We start from the raw sequence: 14114 nt of genomic DNA on the forward strand, positions 1-14114 counted from the left end.
AAGGATTAATCATCATCTGGCCTAAAACTAACTAGCTTTTAGAACTTTATGAAAAAGAAATGCTAAAGAAGATTATCTTATGAATAATTATAGACATAATTGGCGAATTTATGTAAAAGGTTATTGTATGATAAGTAACCTCTAATAGCTTAATTTTATATATTAAATAAAATGATGTTATGAAATTACTTTATTTTAAAGAACATCTGTCATGCATAAACTATCAAATAAATGTTAATACAGGTTTCGTTTATTATAATTTAGAGAAAGATAGTGTAAGTAAAATAGATAATAGTGCTTCTCCTTGTATTCTTTTCCTTCTTGATGGAGAGGTGTCTATTGATAGTGGTGAGTATCAGAATGTACATATTGAGAAAGATAAAATGGTTCTTATTCCGCAACATGTAGATAATAAAATTGAAGTTATATATGATGCAAAATGTCTTTTACTATTTTGGAATAAAGACATAAGGGTGTGTGACAAAGTATATATGAACTCTCTTTCTTCTTATAAGGAAAGAAAAAAAGAGATGTGTGTGCTTCCTATAAGAGATCCTTTGCAAGCTGTTTTAAACTCCGTTGTCGCATATTTATATGCTAAGATGCAGTGTAAACATATGCATCTTATCAAACAACAAGAGGTTTTGTTGGTTTTGAGAGGATATTATACGAAGAAAGAATTATTTACTTTTTTTTCTTCTATATTGGGGAATACAGGGCATTTTGAAGATTTTGTAATGAATAATTATAGGAAAGTAAAGAGTGTAAAGGAATTTGCCGGTTTGTATTGTACTTCTGAGCGCTCTTTTAATCGTAAGTTCCAAAATTGTTTTAAAGAAAGTCCTTATCAGTGGATGCAAAAAAAGAAGGCGGAGTTGATCAGAGAAAAAATAAGTGAGTCGGATACTCCTTTTCAAGAGATCGCAATGGATTTTGATTTCAATTCGCAAGCTCATTTCACTTCCTACTGTAAGAGATTATTTGGAATGACTCCCAGCAAATTGAGAACAGAAAGTAAGAAGGTTGCTCCTGATTTGGAGTACTGATATACGTATTTATAGCGAAGAATCATATAAAGGCCGGATTAGGGGGCTATCCTATTCCGGCTTTTTATCTTGGCAATGCTTTGTTATACAGTTAATTGGGGCTATTGGGCTTTCGTTGGGAGGCTTGCTAACTCTGATCCTTCATTTTTTTGTTCCATCTGATGATGCTCTTAATTGCTTTGAGTTTTTAGTGCTTTGCATCCATTCGACAATATTAATTCCTGAAAGTAGAAAAGTTTCTGTATAAACAAGAGTGCAGTTAAGAACTTTACTGAGAGAAATGGTACAAGATTTATCTCTGTAGTGAGCCATCCGTCATCCTGTTTTTTTAAGTGATAAAAGCCGTTTTTGAACTGTAAGTTCAATTTTATGTGATCCGGTGCAACATACAAATATTACTTAATTGGCTATTATCCTACTGCCAGCGTAACACTATAAATTGAATGCCATATAATGCTTATACTCTTTATATAAGCAAGTGCTTTTATGCAATATTAATATAACTTTTGATTTATACAAATACCTAAATATAGTGATTGTGGGTTAATTTTAGTGTCTTTATCTTTGCCGCCGTAAATAAACAAACAACTAAACCAGATTTAAGGAATACAGTTTCTATAACCCTAAAAACATTAGAGTTTTGCTTTCCTTTTTTTCCTATCCATGCAGGCACTACAACTTTTCAAAAAGAGTCGATATGGGTGTTAAGTAAGCAGGTAATACCGCTATCCGTAGCTTGATTTCTGTAAAGCGCATCTCTTGTGGAGGTAAATCGAATAGAAGCCCCCTGACAATGTTACAATTATATTAATATGACAAATAGAAAACCTTTATTTATCATCCTCTTTTCTTTGGGATATTCAGGAATATACTCACAGGAACAGCAGGTGAAGAAAGACTCTGTCTACCAATTGCAAGAGATAGTGGTATCGTCCCAACAGATACTTGGGAGTAAGTTTAAAGCAAGAAACCGCACAGGATCGGCATATTATATTTCGCCTGAGGAAATTCGCAGGTTGGGATATACGGATATTAATCGTATGTTGAAGGCCGTTCCCGGAGTTAATATGTATGAAGAAGACGGTTTCGGTCTTCGCCCGAACATTAGTTTGAGAGGAACGAAAGCCGAGCGAAGTGAACGCATCTCGATTATGGAGGACGGTGTACTGGCGGCACCGGCTCCTTATTCCGCTCCGGCAGCTTATTATTTCCCCAATGTAGCCCGGATGGAGGCCATCGAAGTGCTGAAAGGAAGTAGCCAGGTACAATACGGTCCGTTCACTACGGGAGGAGCTATTAATTTGGTATCGACTCCTATTCCGAACAGTTTTTCCGGTAAAGCGAACATTTCTTACGGAAGCAAAAATACGTTTAAGTCGCATACATCTGTCGGAAGCAGTTGGAAGCATTTCGGGTATATGGTAGAATATTTGCGTTATCAGTCAGATGGTTTTAAGAAATACGAAGATCATGCTGCCAAAGGATTTAAAAGAAATGATATTATAGCTAAAATAAGGGTTAAAACGGATCATGTAAAAGGAGTGAATCATGCTTTGGAACTGAAATTCGGATACGCAGACGAAAATTCGGATGAAACGTATGTGGGACTCTCTGCAGATGATTTTAAGAAGACTCCTTTTCTCAGGTATGCAGGTTCGCAAATGGATAAACTTAAGACCGATCATCGGCAGTGGGTAGCAACTTATCTGCTGACTTTTTCCAACAAGTTGAAAATAACGACCAACGCCTATTACAACTATTTCCACCGAAATTGGTACAAACTGAATGATGTGCGCGCAGGAATCACTTCAAAAGAGAAGAGATCCATCGCCGATGTACTTGTGGATCCGGAAACGAATATCCGTTACTTCGACATTTTGACGGGGAAAACAGATCGGGAAGAGGAAGCACTGTTGGTAAGAGCCAATAACAGAACTTACCGTTCCAGAGGTATACAAACCAGGGCCGAATACCGTTTCAACCTGAACGAGTTTTTCTTCGATCTGGAGTTCGGACTTCGTTATCATGCCGATGAGGAAGATCGTTTTCAGTGGGATGATTCTTACTCCATGAAAAATAAGAAAATGGTACTGTTTATGGAGGGTATTCATGGTACGAATGCTAACCGTGTTACTTCTGCCAACGCGTTAGCCGGTTACCTGCTTGCTAAATTAAGATATGACGCGTGGACTGTCACTGCCGGGCTGCGATATGAGGATGTAGACTTACTGAAAAAAGACTATACGAAAGAAGATTTGGCACGGTCGGGTAAGGTACGTATTGAAACTCCGAATCATGCGCGTGTATTGATTCCGGGGGTAGGATTACATTATCAATTGATGCCGGCTGCTTCTGTTTTCTTCGGGATTCATAAAGGCTTTGCCCCTCCAAGCGCGGAATTATATCAAAAGCCTGAAAGCAGTGTGAATATGGAACTGGGTACACGTGTTGCTATCGGGAATTTTAGGGCGGAACTAATCGGGTTCTACAATAATTACAGTAATATGCTGGGAAGTGATCTGGCTGCTTCGGGTGGGGCCGGAACACTTGAACAGTTTAATGTAGGGGAGGCCCGGGTAAAAGGTGCGGAGTTTCTGGTACAATATCAGCCTCTTCCGAAGAACTGTAATGTGAGGTTGCCGTTGCAGGTATCCTATACTTATACGGATACTGAAATTAGAAATTCGTTTGAAAGCCATTCATGGGGTAATGTGGTTAGAGGTGATGAAATACCTTACATCTTCAAGCATGCTCTGAACATGCAGTTGGGTATAGAATGTAAATGGTTTTATGCCAATATCGGTACACGCTATAACAGTGATATGCGTACTTCACCCGGGCAGGGGACGATTGCGGAGAGAGAAAAAGTACCGGCAAACCTTATATTTGATGCTTCGCTCAATGTTTTTGTGAATAAATACTTGACAGTAAGATTAAATGCAATCAACCTGACCAATAGGGTTTACCTTACATCCCGCCATCCTGCGGGTTTGAGAGCGGGACATCCTTTTGGGATCTATGCAGGAGCTAATGTACAGTTCTGACTATAAAATTTAATTGTGATAAACCATAAAACGAAGAAATATAGAGAATAAAACAATGAATACTTCATCAATGATAAGAATAGTAATCAGTAGTTTGCTGATGGCAATTTTTTCTCAGACTTGTCCGGCACAAGTGGCAGTAGAGATAAAAGGTACAGTACGCTCTGTAACCGGAGAAAGTTTGCCGGGAGCTACGGTGATAGTGGAAGGAACTGCACGAGGAGTTATTACAGATGTAGAAGGGAGGTTTACTCTCAAGGCCCGAAAAGGACAGATGCTGAAGGTGAGTTTCGTAGGAATGAAACCTCGTCTGATTAAAGCCTCATCCGGCATTATGAACATCATACTTCAGGATAATGTGCAGGAGATAGAGGGAGTGGTAGTCACCGGCTATCAACAAATTAAAAACAGGGTCTTTACGGGAGCGGCAGCTTCGGTAAAGCTGGATGAAATCAAGTTGAACGGTGTGTCGGATGTGTCGCGTATGCTCGAAGGGCGTATTGCAGGTCTCTCCATACAGAATGTGACAGGTAGCTTTGGTACCGCGCCCCGGATTAATATCCGGGGTGGTGCTTCCATTATGGGAAATGTACAACCGTTGTGGGTCATAGACGGGGCAGTATACGAGGATCTTGTTTCACTTACACTTGATCAATTGGCTTCCGGTGATGCGGTAACCCTTATCAGTTCGGCTGTTGCCGGACTGAATGCATCTGATATAGAAGATATTCAGGTATTGAAAGACGCCTCGGCAACTTCCATCTATGGTGCCCGGGCATTGAACGGAGTGATCGTAATTACCACCCGGTCCGGTAAAAGAAATGCACCGAACAGATTTTCTTATTCTTATGAGTTAAGTATGCGATCTATTCCTTCTTATACAAATTTCGATTTGCTTAATTCTCAAGAGAGTATGTCTGTTTATCAAGAGATGGGCAGAAAGGGATATTTCTCTTTGCAAAATACGCTATATGGTCGTCGCAGCGGAGTATATTATCAGATGTATAAGGCACTTAATACCATTGATCCGGCTACCGGTCAATATTATCTGGAGAATACGGATGATGTCAAACGGGCATTCATGCGTGAAAGAGAGTATGCTAACACCAATTGGTTTAAAGAACTGTTTACACATAGGCCTATCCATACACATACTGTGACCTTTTCAGGGGGAGGGGAGAACTCTGCAATGTATGCTTCCATCGGTTTTTATGATGACAGAGGATGGACTTTGGCCGACCATGTTAAAAGAATTACGGCCAACATCAAGAACTCTTTTTACTGGAACGAAGATAAGATAAAGGCTACTATATCCGCACAAGGAAATCTACGTAACCAGAACTCGCCGGGAACAATTCCTCAACGTAGAAATACTGTTATCGGAACATTCGAACGTGATTTCGATATCAATCCTTTTAGTTACGCTTTAAGCACAAGCCGCACTTTACGGCCCCATAATGCGGATGGAGAACGAGAGTTCTATCGGAATAACTGGGCTCCGTTTAACATTCTGAATGAATATGAAAACAATTACCTGAAAACAGAAGTGCTGGATCTGAAATTACAGGGTGAACTTTCATACAGGCTCAATGATCATATTGAAGTAAAAGGCTTGGCAATGGTGCGTCACGCCGTAACCAAGAGTTCACATTTTATTGCTGAAGCATCCAATGTGGTACAGGCTTTTCGTGCCAATGAGACTCCTTACGTAGCCAGAGAAAATATTTATCTATTGAAGAATAAAGACGATCCGATGCAACTGCCCGGGGTAGCATTGACACATGGGGGGATATTCAATAAAACGGAAACTTCCTTGCGAAGCTATCTGGGACGTTTGGCTTTGGATTATAACAGGCAACTGAGTGAACATAACATACGCGCTTTCGGATTTACTGAAATACGATATGCCGATCGCAGCATGAATCCTTTTCAAGGCTATGGAATACAATACGACAGAGGTAATCAGGTCTTTTCCAATCCCCTGGTTTTTGAAAAGCTGGCCAATGAAGGAGATACTTATTTTTCTTTAACCGAACGTTATGAAAGGGGAGTGACATTATCGGGCAGCGCTACATACGGATATGCCGGGAAATACATTTTCAATGGAGTATTCAATTACGAAGGGGCTAATACTGCAGGTAAGTATAGCCGTTCCCGCTGGCTGCCAACCTGGAATATAGGAGCCAAATGGAATCTGGATCAGGAGAAGTTTATGAGGAAACACACTACCATTTCAAGGCTCGCCTTGCGTACGAGTTACGGGTTAACCGCTAAAATGAATGAACAAGCTGTTAACTCTACCACAGTTTTCAAGCATGTGATGGTCAACCGTACTCTTTTGAAAGATAGGGAGAATGCATTGCGTATTTTACATTTGGAAAATCGCGATCTGACATGGGAAAAAATGTATGAGCTGAACTTCGGTCTTGAGCTCGGACTGTTTGGCAATCGTATCAGTGCGACATTCGATGTGTACCAACGAAACTCGTTTGATCTGATAGACCTTATTCGTACCTCCGGTGTGGGAGGTCAGTATTACAAATACGCTAATTTCGGAGATATGCGTACGCGTGGAGTGGAACTGGCCATACAGACACAAAATATATTGACTGACAAATTCAGTTGGTCTACCACAGTCACTATCAGCGGTATGAAGCAGAAAATAACCCGGTTACTGAATACCCCTAACACTTTTGATATGGTGGCCGGAACCGGGCGTGGTAACATAGTGGGTTTTCCACGTGGATCTCTGTTCTCCTTCAATTTTCAGGGACTTAAAAGCAATGGTCTGCCGACCTTCGATTTCGGACTGTACCCCTCCAACAAAGGAGCAAATAGCGAGATTTCGGGAGCTGACTTTTTGGATGCACAATATTCAAAATCATACCTTATTTACCATGGCCCTATTGAACCCCAATATATAGGAGGTATATCCAATACTTTTAAGTATAAAAATTGGGAATTCTCGTGTTTTGTTACCATGCAGGCAGGTAATAAAATTCGGATGAATCCTTCTTTTGATCCGGCATTTGCCGATCTTAATGTATTTTCCAAGGAGTACTACAACCGTTGGTTGAATCCCGGTGACGAGCGGAAAACCAATATTCCCGTAATTCCTTCTCAAGATCTGATACGCAATATCGGAAAAGAAAATATAGAAAAAGCCTACAACACTTATAACTATTCACAAAACAGGGTGGCTGACGGTAGTTTTGTGCGTATGAAAAATATCTCGTTGGGATATCGTTTACCTCAAAGATTCCTTTCACATCTTAAAATCAAACAGATGAACGTAAAGGTGAATGTGACGAATCCGTTCCTTATCTATTCAGACAGGAAACTGAATGGGCAAGATCCGGAATTTTATAGATCAGGAGGGGTTTCATTGCCTACTCCCAAACAATATACGATGACATTGAATGTTGAATTTTAATTGGGTAAAAATGAAAAAGACAATCTTTTTAAGTACTATAATCTTATTGCTGACAGCGTGTCAGGATTATCTGGAAACAAATCCGGACTCTACTTTTGATGTACAAATAGACAGTGAGGACAAAATTGCCGAACTGCTTGCCGGAGCATATCCCGAGGCCAGTTATTTTGCTTTTTTAGAAGCGCGTACGGACAATGTGGGAGAAAGGACTAACGGCATTCATTCGCGACTGAATGAAGCTATGTATTATTGGGAAGATTACGATCAGGAAGATTTGGATACTCCGCTAAACTATTGGAATGCATGTTATGCCGGAATCGCTCAGGCTAATCAGGCGTTAGAGTTACTTAGTAAATACCCTAAAAGTGACCGGGTAAAAGCTTTGTATGGAGAAGCGTTTCTCTTGCGTGCTTATCTGCATTTCATGTTGGTAAACATCTGGGCTGAGCCTTATGGAACTACCAAATCGGCAACAGCCCCGGGTATTCCTTATTTAACCCGGCCCGAAAAAAATGCGTTGGTGGACTATGAACGAGGAACGGTGAAGGAAGTGTATGAAAAGATTGAAAAAGATCTGAAACTGGGTCTTTCGTTGGTGAATGACGATTATTATGTTAAACCAAAATTTCATTTCAATAAAAAAGCGGCCTACGCTTTTGCTTCGCGTTTTTACCTGATTAAGGGAGAATGGGACCTGGTGGTCTCATACTCCGATTATGTGCTCGGTGTTGACCCAAAGCCGGTCTTAAGAAACTGGCAGAAGTACAAAAAAGAATTTAATTCTAATCATAAATATCTCTATATTCGATACGCAAGTGTTGATGAACCTGCCAACCTTTTATTGACTACTACGGAGTCAAGAGTGGCACGTAATATTCCTTCGGAAAAATATGGAGTGACCATTCAAAGTGCCGAAAAGGTGTATAATGAACACGGGATAGACGGATGCTTTAACTTCCGGAAAATGAAGATGCAGTCATTCTTTCTGTTTAACTATAACGACGGACGTATAGATGACGGGCAATATATAGCCAAATTTGACGAGCTTTCATTATCCGGCTATACGGGGATACGTCCCAGAGGGTTATATGTTACCAATGTTTTATTCTCCACTGACGAAGTGATGCTCAACCGGATGGAAGCGTATACAATGCTCGGAGAGTATGATAAAGCAATAGATAATCTGTTGGTTTACTTGTCTGTCAAATATGGAGTGTATCCCTCTTGCGGCCGTTCGACTTATACGCAGACAAGCAGTGAAAACTATCAAATCTATACCCCATTTTACGGAATGAGTATCAACCAACTGGCGTTGGTGAAAATACTTTTAGGTTTCAGGAGACAGGAGTTCTTACATGAGGGTTTGAGATGGTTTGATATACGCCGCTTTTATATATCGGTAAAACGCACTTCAAAGTATAAATTCTACAGACCATTGGAAAAAGAAGATTCCAGAAAACTTTTGCAAATACCGGCAGAAGCCATTAACCGGGGACTGGTTCCTAATCCCCGATAGAGTATTATAGGAGATGATTCAAGAATAAAATCAAGCATATGAAAACAATTATTAGAAAAGTGAATTTCAGATACTTTTTTCGAAGAAGTCTGTATTTGCTCGTTATTTCTTTCCTATTGGCGGGCTGTGAAGAGGAGGCATCCCTATCTGCCCGGAGTGTGGTGGAGGCGGGTGAGACAGAGCGTGAGAAGACAGAGTTGGATAAATGGATACTGGATACATTCACCCGTCCTTACGGGATTGAGGTGGAATATCGGTGGGACAAAAATGCAGTGCAGAATGGAAGCTATATCTACCCGCCGGAAGTTGCCAATGTAAAAAGTGTGCTCAATACCATCAAAACTCTATGGATTGACCTCTATACAGCTCCTGAATTGGGAGGAGATAAGTTTCTGTTGGGAAAAAATCCTCTTAAAATATACATGTATGGAGGAAGAAATGTAGATGGAAACGGAATGGAACTATTAGATAATCTTGAAGCAACGACTAATGAGATGTTTCTATATAACGTCAACGAGTTTAATCCCCAAGATGAGGATAAGGTCTTCATTCTGATGCGAAGCGTACATCACCAGTTTGCCAGACATCTTATGGAACTTTTCCCCTATGACAGAAGCAAATTCCTATCCATCAGCAGAAACAAGTATATCGAATCGACTAAATCTATTGCATGGATTTTCAAAGGAGAGACGCAAGGGCGCAGAGGGTTTATTCTGGCTGGTTATCCGAATAAGAAAGGTTTCTTTACCTTTCATTCTCTCCTTTCACCTGAAAAAGATTTTGCGGAGATAATCAGTTTGAAGTTGACATATGGACCTAAGGATTTGCTTCAGGCTTTGGACAGAGCCAAGACTCCTTACAATGCCGGATCGGATAAAGATCTTCAAAAAGAATATGATGAACAAGCGCTTCAGGCATATAAAGAATTGGTAGAAAAGCAAGCATTTGTAGAAGACTACTTTAGTAAAGAAATTAAGATTTCGCTTAACTACCTTCAATTAATAAGCATGAAGCAAGTAAAGGAATTTATTAATAAAAAATAAGAAAGAATGAAACTAGGATTTCAAATACTTATCCTAATGGTGTTTTGCTTCTCCTGTAAAGATGAAAAGGTTTTCGACTCGTCTCCTTCAGAGCGCAATGCAAACCATATCGGCGAACTGAGAAAGGAACTTGTAAATGCTCCTTATGGCTGGGCTGCCACCTATTTTCCTCGGACGGATTCTCTATTGTTTACAAATGTGAATGAATTGATAACTCTTCCCAAAGGGATATTTGAAGACAAGAACAAATTTGGATATGGTGGACACTATTTCTTAATGAAGTTTTCCGAAAATGGGATCGTAGAGACGGTGGCCGACTATAACGAGGAGAGCCTGACGAAAAAGCTGCAAAGTGAGTTTGAAGTGAGTCAAAACACATTTACGCAGTTAAGTTTTACTACTTATACCTATCTGCATTCTTTGGTGAATGACCGCTTTACCGGTTCTTCGGATTTCCTTTATACGGGAAAAGATGTTGATGGCAACCTGATATTTAAAACATCTTCATATATAGAGCCTGCAAGGGAATATATCATTTTTACAAAATTGAAGAATGATGAAAGTTGGCAGGAGGACATCCAAAAATCATATGACAATAAATTGTTCTTTGAGAAGATGAAAAATCCTCAGCTAATCATTCGTAGGGCGGGACGAGTTTATTTCCATAGCGATGTACAGATGAATGTCACTTATGGAGGGGATGGAAGTGTGAATGGAAAGCAACCTCCAGAAGTATATCAGCGTTATCGTCTGTTTCTTGCGAGAGATTATTTTGCTTCTCAGGGATGGTTGGGAAATAAAGTAAAAGGATTGGGTTCGGGGTATGTGGGAACAGCCGACGGTCTGACTTTCAAGCCCGGTATACGTTATAGTGAAACGTATATCTTCTATGATTTTCGTAGAGAAGGAGAGAGATTTGTTTGCGAACTAGTGAAAGTAGTTGACCCTTACAGCAAAAAAATACATTGGGTCAGCAAGCATCTTGCTCCCTATGGCGAAGAGAGTGGAGTTATAGCTGAAATCCGGGATGAAATTTAAATTAGAAAACAACAGGATAAATATGAAACATGTATGGATAATAAGTTGTCTGCTGTTCGTATGCAGCTGCAACACGGTAAGAGAAGATTTTGTAGTAAATGAAGATTATGAGAAGTTGTTTCCATCCAAAGAGATAGAGAAACCTGAAAACAAGCGCGGAGAGTTGCTTGTACAATTGTGTGATCCCGATCAGGCATTGGAGAACTATAAATATCCCGGTACCGAAACTCCGAATGGTGCTGACCAATATAAAATAACCCTGATGTGTTCGTTTCAGGAAAAACGCTGGGATGGTAATCTTACTAAAGATGTCAGTGCTCAGTACAAAGTGAAATATATTAATGAAAAAAAAGAATTGGTGACGATCAGTTGTGGAAAGAGAAATATAGGAAATGCCGGAGAGGATGCTGACGGATTAAGACCCAATGTAATGTTTAACGGCGAGAAGTTGGAAATTTCTTTTAATGTACATTCGGGTTTTCCTCTGTATCTGAGTGTTTCCGGTGAGGGACCCAGATCATCCAATATAAGAGCAAGTATCACAGCTGTCTCCACTGATGGACTGGTCGAAATTCCCAGCCTGCAGACAGAGCAATATCAAAATGAGGAGGGGATTAATCCACTGAGGTATCCATATTGTGAATATTTGATTTTACCTTAAGAAAAAATAGAAAAAAGATGAATTATTTATTGAAATGTCTATTCTTGTCCTGTCTGTTGATAAGTGTTGTGGCATGTACCGACGGGATAAATGAAACAGTGATAAGTGCGTATCAGCTCCCGGTATTGCCGGAACCTTCGTATAAATTCTCTAGGAACGGAGAGAGTTCTGTAAATGTACTTGAGTGTGGATTTTTGAAATCTCCTATCGATAGAATTTTTTCGGAATACATGAACGAAGCGCGTATGAGTACAAAAAGGGATTATGACGAGGCACTCCGGATTTATCATGAAGGGAACTTCGGGTTAAAACCACAAAAAGAGGTTTCTGCTTCTTCTAAACATCTGAAGGATAGAGATAAGATTCTGAAAGATATTGATGCTTGGTTTGAAACTTCTGCACGTATTGCCGGCTTGGGAGCGAATATCCCTTCTTACGAACATAGAAACAGGGAAGCCGTGAAAGGCTTGACAGGATATGTAGGAAATGGCATAGGAGACAAAGATATCTGTTATGTGGATGAAAGGGGGATCGCTGTAGCTGAAGTTTATAAATATGCTATTATGGGAGCAATATATCTGGACAAGATACTCAACATACATTTGAGTGAGCAAATATTGGAAAATAACGAGGTACTTGTACGGAATGATCTGACCCAGCTCTTACCCGGTCACAACTATACGGAGCTGGAACATCATTGGGATCTGGCATATGGATATTACGACTTCTGGAAAACATTGGCCCAGTCCGATGGCTTACCGGCCTTAAAAGATTGTCATCTGCGTATCTCCCGCTCCTTTGTCAAAGGGCGCGCTTTGATGACGACTTCCCAATATGATGAAATGCGGTTGCAAGCTGATACCATCAGGCAAGAACTGTCACGTGTAGTTGCGGTAAGGGCTATGCATCTGTTGGTCGGTCCGAATACATTGGCCAACTTAAAGGAAAACCCCAGGCGGGCGTTCCGTCTTCTTTCTCAGGCTTACGGCTTGATCTATGCTGCACAGTTTGCACGCAATATGCAAGGAAAATCATTTCTAACAAACGAAGAAACCGGGATTTTGTTGCATGAATTGGAGAAAGGGGATGGTTTATGGGATAAAGAACGCTTGTTAGGGAGAGAGCAGACCGAGGGAGCGTTATACAATCTGGCGGTGCGTATTGGAGAGAAGTTTGATGTTTCACCGGAGGATATTAAAAAATAAGAGATGAGAAAGATACATAAATTGCTTTTACCGGCAATCATATTCATGATGGCAATAATTCAGGTTAAAGCTCAAGGTACAGCAGGTATCGATGTGATTCCTAACGGAGGGTTTGAAAAGTGGCAAGATACGGGACAGCCTACCGGTTGGCGTATAGTAAGTAGCTTAAATCCGGAGCGGGTACAGGAAAGACGTCCGGAGAGTACAGGTGTGTATGCACTTAAAATATGGCTTAACGGAGGATCTGTTTTCTTGGCTCAACCCGTATCGGTAAAAGCAGGAAAACAATATACACTCTCTTTTTGGAACAAAGGAAGTGTGGGAAATCGTGAAATAGTAGTAACTCTGTTTTGGTATGATAACGGGAGTATAAAAAGCAGAGAAAAAATACTTTCGATAAGAACGGTTAAAGATGAGTGGAGAAGAGTGGAAAGTACTGTAACAATACCGGAGAATATCCATAGTATGGGGATGGGGATAAGGACACAGAGCTATCAGGGCTATATGCTGTTCGATGATATGTCAATGGTACTCAAAGAGAGCGGGCCGGACATATCTCCCGTTCCGGAAGCACCCGATAATTTAAGAATGAAAGCATATCAGAATGAAATGGAGATTTCCTGGAACAAGGTAGCAGACGAAACCATTAAATGGGAAGTCGTGTTTGATGACCAAGTCGAAACAATCACGTCCGGAAACTCATATGTAAAGACAAAGCTCAAACCGGGAAGTACCCATCATATTAAAGTAAGAGCGGTAAAGGGTAAGGAGTTCTCGCCATATGCCGAACGAAGAGGTGCGACAGAAAGAATGCGTGAAGCGGAAAATTCCGAAGATCGTATTCCTTATTTGCGTACCATCCTTCCTGACGGGAGTTGCGAGGGACGTTTTTTGAAACTTTATTATAATGAACTGGCCAATCCGAACGCCAAGGTATCTTATAAATTGGACGGAGTAACTATTGAACCCAAAGATAATACTTTAGAGTTTCCGGAGTTCGAAGGATTTTATAAACGATTTCGCCTGGAAGTTTATATTGATGAGGGAGAAGGTCGTGAATGGGAGATTCTGTATCCTCATTTGGGCGTAAAAAGAAATGAAAAATAGAAATTGAATTAAACAGGAAAC

9 protein-coding genes are annotated in these 14114 nt (G+C 40.3%); all 9 read left to right on the forward strand.

Features of this window, described 5'->3' with window-relative positions:
* Positions 1-179: 179 nt before the first annotated feature.
* The 9 genes from BSHG_RS08555 to BSHG_RS08515 all read left to right on the forward strand — a co-directional run bounded on the left by BSHG_RS08555 (position 180) and on the right by BSHG_RS08515 (position 14093).
* Positions 180-1046 carry a helix-turn-helix domain-containing protein gene (locus tag BSHG_RS08555; protein WP_005794714.1) on the forward strand — a complete coding sequence of 289 codons (867 nt, stop codon included), beginning with the start codon at positions 180-182 and terminating at the stop codon, positions 1044-1046.
* A gap of 812 nt (positions 1047-1858) precedes the next feature.
* Positions 1859-4090: a TonB-dependent receptor family protein gene (locus BSHG_RS08550; protein WP_008659723.1), complete on the forward strand. Its 2232-nt coding sequence runs from the start codon at positions 1859-1861 to the stop codon at positions 4088-4090.
* 55 nt (positions 4091-4145) lie between these two features.
* Positions 4146-7523: a SusC/RagA family TonB-linked outer membrane protein gene (locus tag BSHG_RS08545; RefSeq protein WP_008659725.1), complete on the forward strand. Its 3378-nt coding sequence runs from the start codon at positions 4146-4148 to the stop codon at positions 7521-7523.
* A 10-nt stretch (positions 7524-7533) separates the two neighbouring features.
* Positions 7534-9039 (forward strand): RagB/SusD family nutrient uptake outer membrane protein, encoded by a 1506-nt coding sequence (locus BSHG_RS08540; protein WP_005787024.1) that lies wholly within the window; start codon positions 7534-7536, stop codon positions 9037-9039.
* A gap of 38 nt (positions 9040-9077) precedes the next feature.
* Positions 9078-10082, forward strand: a complete 1005-nt coding sequence (locus BSHG_RS08535) for a putative zinc-binding metallopeptidase (protein ID WP_005794711.1) — start codon at positions 9078-9080, stop codon at positions 10080-10082.
* Positions 10083-10088: 6 nt separating this feature from the next.
* Positions 10089-11120, forward strand: coding sequence for a DUF4302 domain-containing protein (locus BSHG_RS08530; protein WP_008659728.1), 1032 nt, complete (start codon positions 10089-10091; stop codon positions 11118-11120).
* A gap of 22 nt (positions 11121-11142) precedes the next feature.
* Positions 11143-11781: a hypothetical protein gene (locus BSHG_RS08525; RefSeq protein ID WP_005794707.1), complete on the forward strand. Its 639-nt coding sequence runs from the start codon at positions 11143-11145 to the stop codon at positions 11779-11781.
* 17 nt (positions 11782-11798) lie between these two features.
* Positions 11799-12986: a DUF4856 domain-containing protein gene (locus BSHG_RS08520; protein WP_008659730.1), complete on the forward strand. Its 1188-nt coding sequence runs from the start codon at positions 11799-11801 to the stop codon at positions 12984-12986.
* A gap of 3 nt (positions 12987-12989) precedes the next feature.
* Positions 12990-14093, forward strand: a complete 1104-nt coding sequence (locus tag BSHG_RS08515) for a carbohydrate binding domain-containing protein (protein ID WP_005817982.1) — start codon at positions 12990-12992, stop codon at positions 14091-14093.
* Positions 14094-14114 lie beyond the last annotated feature (21 nt).

Source organism: Bacteroides sp. 3_2_5, assembly GCF_000159855.2.
In the GTDB taxonomy this organism is placed as follows: domain Bacteria; phylum Bacteroidota; class Bacteroidia; order Bacteroidales; family Bacteroidaceae; genus Bacteroides; species Bacteroides fragilis.